The sequence below is a fragment of the Actinocorallia aurea genome (assembly GCF_054783995.1).
Genome location: NZ_BAAGPQ010000024.1, coordinates 197961 through 213160, shown reverse-complemented (window position 1 = coordinate 213160; position 15200 = coordinate 197961). Strand labels below are relative to the sequence as shown.

General features: G+C 72.5%; 13 protein-coding genes. 4 read left to right on the top strand and 9 right to left on the bottom strand.

Features of this window, described 5'->3' with window-relative positions; translation table 11 throughout:
* Positions 1–21: 21 nt before the first annotated feature.
* The 8 genes from ACYVOM_RS28005 to ACYVOM_RS27970 all read right to left on the bottom strand — a co-directional run bounded on the left by ACYVOM_RS28005 (position 22) and on the right by ACYVOM_RS27970 (position 8924).
* Positions 22–750: a spherulation-specific family 4 protein gene (locus ACYVOM_RS28005; RefSeq protein ID WP_460306511.1), complete on the bottom strand. Its 729-nt coding sequence runs from the start codon at positions 748–750 to the stop codon at positions 22–24.
* Positions 744–1589 (bottom strand): NAD-dependent epimerase/dehydratase family protein, encoded by an 846-nt coding sequence (locus ACYVOM_RS28000; RefSeq protein ID WP_460306510.1) that lies wholly within the window; start codon positions 1587–1589, stop codon positions 744–746. The genes ACYVOM_RS28005 and ACYVOM_RS28000 overlap by 7 nt, the downstream gene beginning before the upstream one ends.
* Positions 1586–2299, bottom strand: a complete 714-nt coding sequence (locus ACYVOM_RS27995) for a sugar phosphate nucleotidyltransferase (RefSeq protein WP_460306509.1) — start codon at positions 2297–2299, stop codon at positions 1586–1588. The genes ACYVOM_RS28000 and ACYVOM_RS27995 overlap by 4 nt, the downstream gene beginning before the upstream one ends.
* A 40-nt stretch (positions 2300–2339) precedes the next feature.
* Positions 2340–3371, bottom strand: coding sequence for an SDR family NAD(P)-dependent oxidoreductase (locus ACYVOM_RS27990; protein WP_460306508.1), 1032 nt, complete (start codon positions 3369–3371; stop codon positions 2340–2342).
* 10 nt (positions 3372–3381) lie between these two features.
* Positions 3382–4761: a hypothetical protein gene (locus tag ACYVOM_RS27985; RefSeq protein WP_460306507.1), complete on the bottom strand. Its 1380-nt coding sequence runs from the start codon at positions 4759–4761 to the stop codon at positions 3382–3384.
* Positions 4758–6248 (bottom strand): GT4 family glycosyltransferase PelF, encoded by a 1491-nt coding sequence (pelF, locus tag ACYVOM_RS27980; RefSeq protein WP_460306506.1) that lies wholly within the window; start codon positions 6246–6248, stop codon positions 4758–4760. The genes ACYVOM_RS27985 and pelF overlap by 4 nt, the downstream gene beginning before the upstream one ends.
* On the bottom strand, positions 6245–8230 hold the full coding sequence (locus tag ACYVOM_RS27975) for a hypothetical protein (RefSeq protein WP_460306505.1): 1986 nt from the start codon (positions 8228–8230) through the stop codon (positions 6245–6247). Before ACYVOM_RS27975 ends, pelF begins: the two co-directional genes overlap by 4 nt.
* A gap of 82 nt (positions 8231–8312) precedes the next feature.
* The gene (locus tag ACYVOM_RS27970; protein WP_460306611.1) at positions 8313–8924 is read right to left on the bottom strand and encodes a LuxR C-terminal-related transcriptional regulator; all 612 of its coding nucleotides are present in this window, start codon (positions 8922–8924) and stop codon (positions 8313–8315) included.
* Positions 8925–9239: 315 nt separating this feature from the next.
* Here ACYVOM_RS27970 and ACYVOM_RS27965 point away from each other — a divergent pair, with 315 nt between their 5' ends.
* The 4 genes from ACYVOM_RS27965 to nagA all read left to right on the top strand — a co-directional run bounded on the left by ACYVOM_RS27965 (position 9240) and on the right by nagA (position 13820).
* Entirely contained in the window at positions 9240–11282 is a 2043-nt protein-coding gene (locus ACYVOM_RS27965) for a beta-glucosidase family protein (RefSeq protein WP_460306504.1), read from the top strand.
* An 88-nt stretch (positions 11283–11370) separates the two neighbouring features.
* Complete coding sequence (locus ACYVOM_RS27960; RefSeq protein ID WP_460306503.1) at positions 11371–11970, top strand: hypothetical protein; 600 nt, start codon at positions 11371–11373, stop codon at positions 11968–11970.
* A gap of 129 nt (positions 11971–12099) precedes the next feature.
* Positions 12100–12705, top strand: a complete 606-nt coding sequence (locus tag ACYVOM_RS27955) for a hypothetical protein (protein WP_460306502.1) — start codon at positions 12100–12102, stop codon at positions 12703–12705.
* On the top strand, positions 12702–13820 hold the full coding sequence (gene nagA, locus ACYVOM_RS27950) for an N-acetylglucosamine-6-phosphate deacetylase (protein WP_460306501.1): 1119 nt from the start codon (positions 12702–12704) through the stop codon (positions 13818–13820). The genes ACYVOM_RS27955 and nagA overlap by 4 nt, the downstream gene beginning before the upstream one ends.
* A gap of 78 nt (positions 13821–13898) precedes the next feature.
* Here the strand turns inward: nagA and ACYVOM_RS27945 are convergent, their stop codons facing one another.
* Positions 13899–15110, bottom strand: a complete 1212-nt coding sequence (locus tag ACYVOM_RS27945) for a PucR family transcriptional regulator (protein ID WP_460306500.1) — start codon at positions 15108–15110, stop codon at positions 13899–13901.
* Positions 15111–15200 lie beyond the last annotated feature (90 nt).

Below are 15200 nucleotides of genomic sequence, written 5' to 3'. Positions count from 1 at the left end.
GTGCGTGGCTCCCGTCGGCGGTCAGCCGCCGATGAGCCGTTCGAAGTAGGACGGCAGGCCGTCGTAGGGGTTGGCACCGGCGCGGTCGGTGATGAAGAGGACGCCGGTGTTCCGGCGGCGGGCAAGGGCCGTGACGACCTCCAGGTCCTCGGGGCGGCAGGCGTACACGAGATGGCAGAAGCGGCCCGGATCGGCGAGGAGGGTCCAGGCGGGGGGCTCGGCCGCCGGGTAGGCGGTGACGGGGCCCTCGAAGGTGACGAGGACGTCGGCGAGGGCGAGGTAGGCCGGGTCGGGGTGGGTGCCGTGGTTGAACACGACGAGCCCGGCCCCGGCGTCCCGGGCCTCGCCGGTGACGCGGTGCATGTAGGCGAGGCCGTCGACGCCCGCCGGGACCTGGTCGAAGAAGACGTCGGAGACGCCGTACCAGCGCCGGTAGCGCCGCAGGTCGGCCAGGACGAGCGCGGTGTCGCGGCGGCCGTAGGAGACGTCCACGTACGCCGCGATGGTCCCGCGCCGCGCGGCGATCCGGTCGGTGGCGCGGGCGAAGACCGGGTCGAGCGCGGTGCCGGGGCCGTTGGCGATGTTGAGCACGACGCAGCGCAGCCGCGCGTCGGCGATCCGCTCCCACAGGCCGGGCCGCACGTGCGGCGCGAAGTAGGCGGGGACGATCACGCGCGGTGAGACGGCGCGAGCCGGCGGCGGCACGGCCGCCGCCGACATCGCGCACAGCATGTTGCGCCTGCTCAGCAAGGGCTCTCCCAGAGGTCCCTGACGGCGGTCGCCAGGGGCGTCACGGGGGTCCAGCCGAGTGCGGCCGTGGTGGTGCCGAGGTCGGCGCGCTGCCAGGGCACGGCGGCCGACCTGGCCGAGCCGTCGCCGTCCTCGGCGAGGGTGCGGCCGGGCACGAGGGCGAGCAGGGAGCGCACCAGGTCGCGGGAGACCGTCGCGGTGCCGCTGCCGACGTTGAGGATGCCGGTGGCGGCGCGGGCGGCGGCGGCCAGGACCGCGTCGGCGACGTCCCGCACGTCGACGTAGTCGCGGACCGCGCCGAGCGGCCCGGTGCGCACCTCCGAGGCGCCTTCGGCGAGCTGCCCGGCGACGCCGCCGAGCAGGGACGCGCGGGGCGCGCCCGGCCCGATCGGGTTGAACACCCGCAGCACGACCGAGCCCGGCACGCTGAGCGCCAGTTCCGTCCCGGCGAGCTTGGTCATCCCGTAGGCGCCGACGGGCCTGGGCGCGGTCGCCTCGGTGACGGGCACGCCCTCGGTGACGCGTCCGTACTCGGCGGCCGACCCGACGTGGACGAGCCTGCCGCCTTCGGCCCGGACCGCCTCGACGACGGCCGACACCAGGGTGACGTTCCCCGAGACGAGTTCCGCGGGCGATCCGGAGACCGACCCCGCGCAGTTGACGACCGAGCTGGGCCGCAGCTTCCGGACGAGGTCCCGGAGGCCGTCGTGGGTCGGGTCGAGCTTCACGTCGGCGGCGTCCTCAGCGCGGGACGTGGTGATCACCTCCCAGCCGGAGGCGCGTTCAGCCACGTGCCTGCCGAGGAATCCCGTGGCGCCGAGCAGCAGCATCCGCCTCATCCGCGGCTCCCGAGCAGGGCCGGGCGCAGCGCGTCGAACTCGGCGTTCGCCCGGTCGTAGTCGTCGGGCCGGCCGATGTCGAGCCAGTAGCCCTCGAAGGCGTAGTCGAGGGGGCTCTGGCCCGCCGCGAGCTGGTCGAGGACGAGTTCGTCGAAGCCGAGCGGGAGGCCGGGGGTGTACCGGTCGAGGACCCCGCGGTTGAGCGCGTAGACGCCCATGCTGACGCGGTAGTCGTAGCAGGGCTTCTCGGCGAACTCGGTGATCTTGCCGCCGGTGGTGGTGAGCACCCCGAAGTCGATCTTGACCTCGCGCCGGTAGGTCGCCACCGACAGGTGCGCCCCTGCCGCGCGGTGGGTGGCGAGCAGCTCGCCGTAGCAGAGGTCGGTGAGGATGTCGCCGTTCATCACCAGGAAGTCCTCGGGAAGACTCGGCATGGCCAGCAGCGGGCCGATCGTGCCGAGCGGCGAGTCCTCGGGCGCGTAGTCGATGTCCAGGCCCCAGCGGGCCCCGTCGCCGACGTAGGAGCGGATCAGGTGGCCGAGGTGGCCGATGGCGAGGGTGACGGAGGCGAAGCCCTGCGCGGCGAGCTGGTGCAGGACGATCTCCAGGATGGAGTACCGGTCGCCGATCGGGACGAGCGGCTTCGGCAGGGTCGTCGTGTACGGCCGCAGGCGGACGCCCTTGCCCCCGGCGAGGATGACAGCGTGCATGGGATGCCTTTCGGGAAGTTCGGTCGCGGAGGAGGAGCCGTCAGAGCGCATAGACGCCGGGGCGGTACCGGTCGAGGTTCCCGGTGAGCCACGCGGCGGTCTCGGCGAGGCCGTCCCGCAGGGTGTGCTCGGGGGCCCAGCCGGTGGCCTCGCGCAGCCGGGTCGAGTCGCAGACCAGCCGCATCACCTCCGAGGCGTCCGGCCGCATCCGCTCCGCCTCGCTGACGAACCCGACCTCGGGCCGGCCCATGGCCTCGGCGATCGTCGCGGCGAGATCGCCCATGGAGATCTCGCCGCCGACGCCCGCGTTGAACACCTCGCCCTCGATCCCCGGGGTGCTCACCGCGGCGTGGAAGGCCGCGGCGGTGTCCCGCACGTAGGTGAAGTCGCGGGTCGGGGTGAGCGCGCCGACCTTGATCTCGCTCATCCCCGCGGCGATCTGGGAGATCACGGTCGGGATGAACGCGCGCGCCGACTGGCGGGGGCCGAAGGTGTTGAACGGCCGCAGCGTCACGACCGGCAACCCGAAGCTGGCGTGGTAGCTCTCGACCAGCTTGTCGGCGGCGGCCTTGGACGCCGCATACGGGGACTGCGTCTGGATCGGGTGGGTCTCGGCGATGGGGACGGTCCTGGCCGTCCCGTAGGTCTCGCTGGTGGAGGTGTGCACCATGCGGGGCGTCCGGTGCTCCTTGACGGCCTCCAGCACGTTGAGCGTGCCCGTCACGTTGGTGTCGACGTAGCTGCGCGGCGCCCGGTAGGAGTACGGGATCGCGATCAGCGCGGCGAGGTGGCACACCGCGTCGGCGCCGTCCACCAGGGCGCCGACGGATCCGGGGTCCCGCACGTCGCCGAGCTGGACCTCGACGCTGCCGAGGACGTCCGGGGAAAGGGTGTCGAGCCAGCCCCAGGAGCCCTGGGAGTTGTACTGGGCCATCGCGCGCACCCGGTGGCCGCGCGCCACGAGGAACTCCACGAGATGGGAGCCGATGAAGCCGTCGGCTCCCGTCACCGCGACCAGGTTCTGCATGTTCCGTCCTTCGTCTTTGAAGTTCGTGTTCTTGAAGTGCGTCATCTGAGGGGTCTCACCGGTGCGTCGTGGCGCGCCCGAGCACCACGACGGCGTAGGCGAGCAGCGCCGCGAAGAGCAGGACGGCGCCGTGGAGCTGGACCGCGCCCGGGTCGGGCGCGGCGGTCATCAGGACCGCGGTCTCGGCGAGCAGCGCGCCCGCGCACAGCCCGACCGGGGCCGCGGTGCGGCCGAACGACTGGAGGATCAGCGCGACGACCAGGGCGCCGCCGAGGAGCAGGAAGCACACGAAGACCCGCCCCTCCCCCGACGTGGGCCCGGAGATCCCGATGGCGGTGCCCAGCAGCAGCGCCAGGACCAGGAGGAACCGGGCGAGGAGGTCGCCGAACGCGGCCCGCGCGCTCGCCGCGAAGCCGTGCGGGGTCTCGGAGGTGTGCAGCAGCCCGTGGCCGCGCGCCCGGAACGCCGTCAGCAGCCATTCGGCGGGGCCCATCGCCACGGACAGCGCGACCATGGCGGCGCTGGTCGCCGGGGCGGGCGCCCCGTAACCGCCGTACGCCGCGACGATCGTGAAGGTGAGCAGGCCGCCCGCGAGCAGGCCGAACGCCGCGTAGGGCGCGGCCCTGGAGACCATCACCCAGCTCACGCCGGGATCGTCCCCGCCGCGGGTCCGCTCGGCGGCCAGGGCCGCCACGGACAGCCCGGTGAGCGCCCAGCCGAACACCTGGAACTGCCAGGCGAGCCCGGCCAGGGTCACCGCGCTGCCCGGCAGAAGGCAGGCCAGCAGCCTCACCTCCGCGCCCATGACGAGCGCGGCCGTCGCCGCCAGCAGGTAGAAGCTCTGGGCGCAGGCGACGGCGATGATCGCCGGTCCCGACCCGACCGCCAGCCCCAGGGCCGCCGCCACGAGGGACAGCAGCGGGGTGCCGATCAGGATGCCCAGGGCCAGGATCCGCCTGCGCGCCCCGTCCGTGCGGGAGTAGGCGATGGCCGCCACTCCCTGCGAGACGGGCCAGCACAGGACGAGCGAGAGGGTGAGGACGAGGCCTCCCGAGCGCTGCCCGAGCAGCGGCCCCGCCGCGACATAGCCGAGGCCGGGAAGCCCGAACAGCACCCCGCGCAGGAGGTACCGCAGGGCCGTCTTCCACAGGGGTCCTTCGGCGGCCCACGGGTTGTCGTGGGCGATCGGCCGAGGGGGCCGTCGCACCGAGGTGTCGTAGAGGCGTTGCGCAAGGGTGAACACGTCGTCGAATCCGTATCGGTGGGCCGCCCTGTCGCCGAAGCCTTCGGCCTCCAGCGCCGCGGTCACCTCCAGCGGGTCCACGGCGGAGGCCAGCAGACCCGGAAGGCCCTCGGGCAGTTCCGTCTCGTCGGGGACGAGGCCGTCCGGCAGGTCGTCGCCCAGGTCGTCGAAGCAGGTGAGGACTTCCGTCATGCGCCCACCGGCTCTCGCGCGGCGGGCGGCCGGACACCGTCGGGAGAGGTCCGCGCCAGTTCCCGGTAGACCGTCCGGAAGGAGGCGACCGCCTGGTCGACGGTGAAGTCCTCCAGCGCCCGGCTCCGGGCCGCCTCCCCCATGCGCCTGCGCGCCGCCCGGTCGCGCAGGAGCCCGATGGCGGCCTCGGCCATCGCCTCCGGATCGCGCGGCGGGACGACCAGCCCGCACTCCCGCCCCCGGGAGTCCGGCCCGACCGCCTCGGCCACGCCGCCCACGTCGGTGGAGACCGTGGGCCTGCCGCAGGTCATCGCCTCGATCAGGGTGTAGGGGAAGCCCTCGGAGATGCTGGAGAGCATCACCACGGTCCCCGCCGCGTACGCGTCGCGGATGTTCTCCACCCGGCCTTCGAAGGCGACCGCGTCGGCCGTGCCGAGCTTGGCCGCGAGCGCCTCGCACTTCGCGCGGTACCCGGCGTCGCCGCCCCCGAACAGCCGCAGGACGGCGTCGGGGACCTCCGCGCGGACCAGGGCGAACGCCCGGATGAGCGTCTCCAGATCCTTGATCGGGTCGATCCGCCCCGCCCAGCTCAGGGTGGGCACGGCGGGCTCCGGCCCGGCCGGCGGGAACACCGCGGGGTCCACCCCGTTGTAGATCGTCCGGATGGACTCGGCGCGGGCTCCGCAGCGCACCTCCCACCGCTGGTTGTAGCGGTTGCCCGGGGTGATGAGGTCGGCCGCCCGGTAGCCCTCGGCGCACAGCAGCCGCAGGAACCTGAGCATGAGCGCCTTCACCGGCCAGGTGTAGCCGCGGGCGTACCCGAGGTAGCGCTCCCGGAGGTAGATGCCGTGCTCGGTGAGGCAGATGGGCGTCCCGTGCGCCCACTTCGCGGCGAGGGCGGGCAGGACGGCGACGCCGTTGGACACGACGTGCGTCAGGTCGTCCTTCGGCTGGGGAAGGGCGAGCGGGCGCAGGGCGTGGTCCAGAAGGGAGACGGCCGAGAGCGCGTCGTGCACGCTCGGGCGGATCCCTTCGGGCAGGGCCTTGCGCGCCCACTCCTCCATCAGCCAGACGACGGGACCCTCGTCACCCAGGGCGGCGACGAGTCCGGGACCGAGGTCGAACAGGGCCCGCAGGACCCTGTCGAACTCGGCGGTCTCGTCGGCGTCGCCGGACCGTCCGTCGCCGCCGCCCGGCGCCTCGGCGCCCCGCGCCGTCAGGGACAGCAGGGCGCGGAAGGCCTCGGCGAAGGCGCGGGCGGACCTGCCGGTCGGCTTTCTGCCGCGCGGGGACGGGCCCCACAGCGGGAAGGGCTCGACGCGGACGTGCGCGGGCGGATCCCACACCCGCTTCTCCAGCCCGGTTCCGGTGAGCGCGACGACGCGGAAGTCGTGCTCGGGCATGCCGCGCACGAGCTGGTCGCACCACACGCTCACCCCGCCGAACGAGTGCGGGTAGGTGCCCTCGGTGACAAGGGTGATCTTCATACCGTCGTCGCACCCACGGTGAGGGTCACGGAACCCGACTGGTAGGCCGAGCGCTCACCCGCGTACTTCTCGCCGAAGACGACGAGGTTCAGCAGCCCGGTCCTGGTGTTCTCGGGCACCGTGACGGGCACCTGGACGCCGGAGGGCGCGCCGGAGATCCTGACCTTGCCGTCCTGGAGGTAGGCGGTCACCTGCCTGCCCGCGGCCCGCCAGGCGGCCTGGCGCTTCATCTCCGCGCCGTTGTCGCGCATCCGCTGGTTGACCAGCGGGCTGCCTGCGTCGAACAGTGCGGCGTAGTCGGCGAGGACCTTGTCGAGCAGCGGGTAGAGGATGCGCTCCTCGGCGAGGTTCGACTGGTGCACGTAGTGCGGGCGCGGGTCGTTGCGCATGATGTGCGTGAGGGTGATCCGCGCGTCCAGCGGCAGGATGTGCTGCTGGTAGCCCGTCGCGGGGTCGAGGGGCCGGATGCAGGTCATGATCTGCGGGTTGTCCTCGCAGATCCCGCTGCCGCCGTCGGCCCGGGAGGTGTAGATCCAGTTGTACTCGTCGGTCATCTCCGCGGCGGTGCCGACGTTGAAGTAGTTGGCCATCGGGTACCGCGGGACGGTCAGGGCGGCGCCGACGGGGCGCTGCTCGAAGTCGCGGGAAGCGTCCGAGCCGAGCCACTTCACGCCGGTGTCGGCGGCGGCGAGGGGGAGGTTGGGGTTGTCCTCCGGCTGCTGCGGGACGATCTTGAGGCCGGAGTGCTCGCCGGTCACCAGTTCGTCGGGCTGGATCGCGAAGCCCTGCTGGGAGGCCCAGGTGCGGTTGTCGGCGATCTGCGCCTTCAGGTAGGCGCGGGTCTGCCATACCGTCTTGCCCTGGGCGTCCTTCTTGCACGCCCACGGGCTGACCGTGAAGTCCTGCTCGCAGCCGAGGTAGGTGTGGTCGAGCGTGTGGTTGGCCCAGCGGAATCTGGCGCGCTGCGCCTTGAACGCGGTCAGGAGGCCGTCGCCGCCCTCGTCCGCCACGATCTGCTTGCTCGGGCCGCCGTTGTAGTACATGTCGAGGGGGAACGCGCGCTGCGCCTGCCAGTTGACGGCGTAGGTGACGTCGTCGGGGGACATCCGGATGTCGGGGGTGGTGATCGCGGGGTCGGCGCAGTTCTCGCCGGGGGTGCAGTTCTGGTCGGCGCTCCACCGGGAGTCGCGCGCGAAGACGTCGTCGACGTGGACGCTGAAGTACTGCCGGTTGATGCCGAGGTGGACGCCCTTGGTGAGCCAGGTGACCAGGCCGTGGCCCAGGGCCCGGAACTGGCTCTGGTACTGGTTGGCGCTGAACGTCAGCACCATCTGGGACCTGGCGCCGCTCGTGAACACCCCGGCGAGGGTCTTGCCGCCGGAGGTGAGGTAAGGCTCGAAGTGCGCTCCTGCCGCGTCGGGGAGCGGCGTGGCGGGGTAGGCGTACGTCTCGGGGATGCCGGCCGCGAGGTCCTCGAACGGCACGGAGCCCTTGAGGTAGCGGAAGGCCCCCGCCTTGGCGCTCGCCGTCAGCTCCGCGGTGGTCCCGTCGACCGGTCCGGCGCTCGTGGGGTAGTCGAGGCCTACGTCGGGGGTGGGGTACACGTACGAGCTGATCTGCCTGATGCCGAACTGCTTCTCGAACTCGGCGAGCGCGGTCATCTCGGCGGCGTCGGAGAACGGTGCGGCGTTCGGCAGGACGACGCCCTGGTACTTGGCCCGTGCCGCGCCGCCGACGGTGTCCTGGAGGAACGCCTTGGTGATGGCGGGGCGGCCAGCCGCGCTCAGGTCGACGAGGTCGTAGGGGACGCCCTCGCTGTCGAGCTGGGCGACCATCGCCGCGACCGACGGGCTCGACCCGTCGGTCACCACGAGGACCTTCAGGTCGATCCGCGGGCCCGCGGCCTGCGCGGCCGTCGGGAGGGCCACGAGGCCCGCGGTCAGTGCGAACACCGACAGGACCCGTATGCCGGGACCTTTCATAGAGTCTCCTCCGTAATCAGCTTGTTGCCGTGTGTAGCGTCTTTCATCCGGCACATGCCGCGCGGAAGAATCGGGTCCCGTTTCACGAACGGGCCGGTCCTAGGACCCGCCACCGCGCGACGGCGTGCTCGCGGTCGTCGGCCTTGAGTCGGCGGTAGATCTGATGAACGTGGTTCTTTACCGTCTTCTCGGATATGTAGAGCTCATTGGCGATTTTCCGATTCGTCCAGCCGCGGGCTATCAGTTCCATGACCTCGGCCTCCCGCGGCGTCAGGCTGTGGCCGAAGCCGCGCGTGCGCCCGGGGGCCTCCGGCGAGCCCCCGTGCAGCCACTCGACCAGGGCCGTGGCCACCGGCGGCGACAGGTAGCCATGGGAGCGCGCCGCGGCGGCCACCGCCTCGGCCAGCTCGGCCGCGCCGAAGTGGCCGTGCGCCAGCACCGCGTGCGCGCCCGCCCGCAGCGCCCTGACCAGCAGCGCCGGGCTGTCCTCCGGGGCGAGCACCACGACCTTGTGCGCGGCGGACAGGCGCTCCACCTCGGCGATGCCGCGCGGCCCGTCGATCCCCGCGACCGCCACGGCGGCGCCCTCCTCGACCACCTCGATCCCGGGCGCGTCGCGCAGCAGGGCGGCCACCCCCAGCCGCAGGACGGGATTGCGCTCGACCACCTGGACCCCGACCGCGCCAGACGACATCTCCTCCACCGCACGTCCTTGTCCACCCGAAGTCCACCGGGTCCACCCGAAGTCCACCCGGGTCCACCCACCCCCGGCTCGTCGCGTTCGCGGACCCCGTTCCGTTCACCGAAAGTCACTGGTCCGGCACCCATCGTCCCCCAAGTGCCTTCGATACCCCCGGTAACAAGGCAAGTCAGTCCGGGTCACCACGGAAGATGCCTGATTCGTTACGAAATGCCGATTCCATCGCCTGGAATTGGCTGGACATAATGACCGCTTGTGATTTCCCGAAGCGCAGCCTTGGCATTCGCCGTCCTTCTCGGAGTTCCCCTCGTGGCGGTCGCCGGCTCGTCCGCCGCCGCGCCGGGAGCCTGCGGCAGCGTCTCCGCGCGCCCCTGGTGCGACCGGGACCTCAAGCCCGACGCGCGCGCCCGCCTCCTGCTCAAGGCGATGACGCTGAACGAGAAGATCGCGATGATGGCCGGTGACGACGCGCTCGGCCCGCTCCAGACCGAGACCCAGGCCACCGCGCACGAGGGGACCATCGAGGGGATCGCCCGGCTCGGTGTCCCGACGGTGCGCATGGCGGGTGGCGGCCCCGCGGGCATCCGGCAGGGCGAGGGCACCGCGATGCCCGCGCCCCTCGCCCTCGGCGCCACCTTCTCCCGCGCCGACGCCGCCCGCTACGGCGCGCTCGTCGGCGACGAAGGCCGGCGCAAAGGCAACGACATCATCCTCGGCCCCGCCCTGGACATCATGCGGCTCCCCAACGCGGGCCGCTCCTACGAGGCATACGGCGAGGACCCTTACCTCACCGCCGAACTCGGCGCCTCCTGGATCGAGGCGGCCCAGCGGCGCGGCGTCATGGCGATGGTGAAGCACTACCCCGCCAACAACCAGGAGACCGACCGCTACCTCATGAACGCGGTCGTCGGCGCCCGGGCCATGCGCGAGATCTACCTCCCGCCCTTCGAGAAGGCGGTCCGCGGCGCCGACGCCGCCGCCGTCATGTGCGGCTACAACAAGGTCAACGGCACGCCGTCCTGCGCGAACGGGACGTTCCTCGGCAAGGTCCTGCGCGGGAACTGGGGCTTCCAGGGCTTCGTCGCCTCCGACTGGCTGGTCGGCGCGAAGAACACCGTCGCGTCCGTTCGGGGCGGCATGGACGTGGAGATGCCCGTCGGGCTCATCTACAGCCGGGACAGGCTGACCGACGCCCTGCGCGACGGGAAGATCACCCGCGGGCAGATCGACGCCCGCGTCCGGAACTACCTGCGCACCCTCTTCGCGCACGGCGTCTTCGACCGCACGGCCTACCCCGACCAGCCGCAGACCATCGACGTGGGCGCCCACGACGCGGTCGCGCGGTCCGTCGCCGAGAACGGCATCACCCTGCTGAAGAACAACGGCGTCCTACCGCTCGCGGAAGGCACCGGCCTCGCTGTCATCGGCTCGTCCGCGAACGAGTACGTCAGCGGCATCGGGTCCTCCCGGGTCACCCCGCGCGACCCCGTCACCGTCCTTGAGGGCCTCCAAGCGCGCGCGGGCGGGCCCGTCGCCTACGCCGACGGATCGAACCTCGGCCAGGCCGTCGCGGCGGCACGGGCGGCGCAGGTCGCCGTGGTCGTCGTCGCCGACCAGCGCGAAGAGGCCGAGGACCTCAAGTGCCTGAGGCTGGCGTGCGGCGCGCCCGAGCGGGAGGACCAGGACGCGCTCGTGCGGGCCGTCACCGCGGCCAACCCCAACACCGTCGTGCTGCTCCAGACCGGCGGGCCCGTGCTCACCCCCTGGCGCGGCAAGGCCGCGGCCGTCGTCGAGGCCTGGTACCCGGGCGAGCGCGGCGGAGCCGCCGTGGCCCGCGTCCTGTACGGCGACGCGGAGCCGGGCGGACGGCTTCCCGTCACCTTCCCCGTCGCGGACGTCAAGGCGGCCAAGGGCGGGACCGTCAGGTACACCGAAGGGCTCCAGGTCGGCTACCGCCGCGTCAACACGCGCAAGACACCCGTCGCGTACCCCTTCGGCCACGGCCTGACGTACACGACGTTCAAGTACAGCGGCATCAAGGTGACCGGCGGACGCGTCCAGGTGACCGTCACCAACACCGGCGAGCGCGCGGGCACAGCGGTCCCGCAGCTCTACCTGACGTTCCCGCCGACCGCGGGCGAGCCGCCGCGCCAGCTCAAGGGCTTCACCCGGATCAAGCTGAACCCCGGCCGGTCCCGCCGCGTCACCTTCACGCTCGACAAGCGCGCGCTTTCTGTCTGGAAGGGCGGGTCTGTCAGGAAGGGCGGATGGAAGACCCCGCACGGCTGCTACACGGTCGAGGTGGGCGCGTCGAGCAAGGTGCTGCCCTTGGCCGCCCGCCTGTGCCGCTGACCTTAGGCGACGCCGGTTTCGGAGACCCGGTATCGGCGAGAAGGCCGAGATCGGTAGGTTGGGGCAGCTTCGAAGGTGGGAGGACGTCTTGTTCGTCATCGGAAACCGGAAGGCGCGGGCCGCAGCGCTCGCCGCCGCCCTCGGCGCGGGCGTGCTCGCGGGCACCCCCGCGCCCGCCGCCGCCGCACCCGCGGCCTGCGTGCTCGGCAAGTGGAAGCAGACCTCGTACACGTCCGACACCGTCGGCGTGAACTACCGCCAGAAGACCAGCGGCGCCAAGGGCGTCAAGCTGACCGTCAAGCGGAAGTCGCTCGCCTACGACTTCGGCGGCTCGGCGCGGGAGATCGCCTCGATCACCGCGACCGGCACGAAGTGGAAGGGCTGGACCCAGTACAAGGGCAAGCTCACCTTCACCGCGACGGTCAAGGGCGCCGACGCCGGCACCATGGCGGCCAAGCCCAAGTCCGTCAAGGGCGGCGCGACCGGCACGTCGCGCATCACCAGCCCGACCGAGGGCGAGCCCCTGACCTGGCGGCTCGCCGAGAACATCCGCGGTGGAGGCTCGGAGTCGGTGGCCCCCGCCAAGGCGTCGTTCACCTGTGCGGGCAAGAAGCTGACGCTGAAGTCGACCATCACCTACGGAGCCGAGAAGACGACGGTCAAGCGCGTCTTCAGCCGCGTCTCCTAGGTTCTCGTCCGCACTTCCCGCGGGACGCCTTCCGCCAGGACGGCGCTCACGCGGCGTTCATCCGTTTCGACTGCCGTGTCCGGCCCGTCCGCTATAAATTGGGCGCCTGCCCCGAGCGAGGAGTTCCCCGTGGTCTCAGTGGTCGCATCACGCACGGCGCTCGCCGCCGTCGTCGGCCTGTGCGTCGCCGTCCCCGCCCAGGCCGCCTCGGCCGCGCCCGGCGACCCCGGCGCGCGCAAGGCCTGCGTCCTCGGCACCTGGAAGCAGACCGGCGAGAACGGCACCGCGGTCTCCGACGACGCGCTGAGCGAGGTGCACGGCGGGGCCGGCGTGAAGCTCACCATCACCCGCAAGACGGTGGACTACGACTTCACCAGGTCGGCCAAGGAGACCGCGTCCGGCCACGTCGAGGGCATCCACTGGTCCGCCTGGACGAAGTACGACAAGAAGCTGTCCTTCGAGGCGACCGTCACCGGCTCCTCGTCGGGGACCGTCAAGGTGAAGCCCAAGAGCGCCGAGGGAGGCGCGACGGGCCGGTACAAGGCCACCGTGCCGAACATCGGCGCCGAGCGCACCTGGAAGCTCCGCACCACCTACCGCGGCAGCGGGCAGGAGAGCATCGCCCCGGTGAAGTCGTCGTTCACCTGCGCGGGCAAATCCCTCACCCTCAAGTCGGGCTTCTCCGTCAACGGGTACAAGATGACCATCGAACGCTTCTTTACGCGGGTGAAATGACCGTCTACACCAACGCCAGGATCGTCACCCCGACCGGCGTCATCGGCCGCGGCTGGCTGGAGGCCGAGCACGGCCGCATCACCGGGGTCGGCACCGGGGACCGGCGTGGACACGACCTCGCCGGGAACTGGCTGCTGCCCGGATTCGTCGACCTGCACGTGCACGGCGGCGGCGGGCACTCGGCCATGACGTCCGAGGCCGCGATCCGCGAGGCCGTCGCCTTCCACCGCGCCCACGGCACCACCACGACGCTGGTCAGCCTCGTCACCGCGCCGCTCACGCACCTCGCCGAGGCGGCGGGCTGGATCGCCGACCTCACCGAGGAGGGCCTGGTCGCGGGCTGCCACTTCGAGGGCCCGTTCCTCGCGCACGCCCACTGCGGCGCGCAGGACCCCACCGCGCTGCGGCCGCCGAGCCTCGCCGAACTCCGGCTGCTCCTGGACGCCGGGCGCGGCACCATCCGGCAGATGACCGTCGCGCCGGAACTGGTGAACGCCGAGACCGGCGAGGACGGCCTCGACCTCGTCCGCGAACTCGTCTCGCGCGGCGTCGTCGCGGCCGTCGGGCACACCGACGCCACGTACGCCCAGGCCAAGGCCGCCTTCGCGGCGGGCGCGTCGCTCATCACCCACGCCTTCAACGGGATGCGCGGGCTGCACCACCGCGAGCCGGGCGCGGTCGTGGCCGCCGCCGAGCGCGCCGGGGTGGTCCTCGAGGTCATCAACGACGGCATCCACCTCGACCCGGCGATCGTCCGGATGGTCGACCGGCTCGCGCCCGGCAGGCTCGCCCTCATCACCGACGCCATCGACGCGACCGGCATGGGCGACGGCGAGTACCTGCTCGGCGCCATGCGGGTGCGGGTCGAGAGCGGCACCGCGCGGCTCGCCGAGGGCGGCAGCCTCGCGGGCAGCACCCTGACCATGGACGCGGCGCTGCGCAGGGCCGTCAAGGACGTGGGCATCCCCATCGAGACCGCGTCGCGCTACGCCTCGGCGGTCCCCGCCGGGGTGCTGGGCCTCGCCGACCGCGGCGCCCTGGTCCCCGGCAGGCGGGCCGACCTCGTCGTCCTGGACGAGGACCTGCGCGTCGTCGAGGTCCCCGCCGAAGGCTAGAGCCCTCGCAGGCCGGATCTCTCGCAGGCGGAGATTCCGGCAGGCCAGAACTCCCCGCAGGCCGAGGATCGCCGGCAGCTAGGACTCGCGGCCTTCGGCGTGCAGGGTCAGCCAGACGCGGAGCGACATCTCGAAGGCCATCCGGGCCTCCGGGTCGTACAGCTGCTCGCCGAACAGCTCTTCCAACTGGTGCAGGCGGTACCTGACGGTCTGCGGGTGGACGTGCAGGCGCGCGGCGACCTCGGTGGCGTTGAACCCGTTCTGGAGGCAGGCCAGCAGGGTGCGGGCCAGCCTGTCGCGGTGCCGGGCGCGGATGTCGAGCAGCGGCGCGAGCCGCGCGCGGGCGACCGTCCAGACGAGGTCCTCGTCCTTGAAGACGACGAGGCTCGGCAGGTGGTCGACGCACCGGATGAGGCCGTCGTCGGGCACCACGCCGCGGTGCGCCAGCGCCAGGACCTCGCGCGCCCAGCGCAGCGAGTTGCCGAGGTCGGCGAGCTCCACGGTCGGGCCGATCGCCGCCGACCAGTCGCGCAGCGCCTTCTCCAGAGCCTGCCTGCGGCCGGGGCCGTCGGGGTCGGGCACGATGAGGCACGGCTCGTGCCGGTTGAGGTCCATGAGGACGTCGGCGGGCAGCGCGGGCTGGAGGTACTCCTCAGTGCGCCGCTCACGCAGGGCCACCGCCGCGACGGCCTTGGGCGGGCGCCATCCGGCGTCGCGGGCCGCCTCGGCGATCGCCGACGGCGAGGGGGTCTGGTCCGACAGCAGCATGTCCAGCAGGCGGCGCCTGCGCCGGGTCTGCTCGCCCGCGACCTGTTCGCTCGCGGTGTGGTAGCCGGCCGACGCGGCGGCGGCGAGTTCGTCGAGGAAGAGCAGGATCGCCTCGGCGAGGTCGCCGAGCGACGAGCGCGGCAGGTCGTGCCGCTCGGACTCCAGGGTGATCCGGCGCAGCGCGACGCGGGCGCCGATCCGCATGGCGATCTGGAGGTCGTCCAGGCTCCGGCCGACGCGCGCCTCGCCCCAGCCGATGTAGCGGAAGACCTCGGTGAGCTTGTCGAGGGAGGCGTCGGGGTCGGTGATGAGCTGGACGAAGTGCTGGAGCGCGCCCTCGACGGCGGTCCGGATGTTGGTGACGTAGGCGGGTTCCATCCGGGCGAACTCCGGGACCCCCGCCTTGATCTCCTCGATCATCTGGTCGGCGACGTCGCCGATGAAGGGGGTGAAGAACGCGTTCCAGTCACCGGGAAGCTGCGGGAACGTCCTGTGCGACGGGCCGTCCAGCGTGATGGACATCGCCTCACCTCCCGGGGGTGCCGCCGGTTTTTCCGTTCTGTTGCGGATGGCAAGTTACCGGGGCGTACGCAGCCGCGCACCACAGTGGCG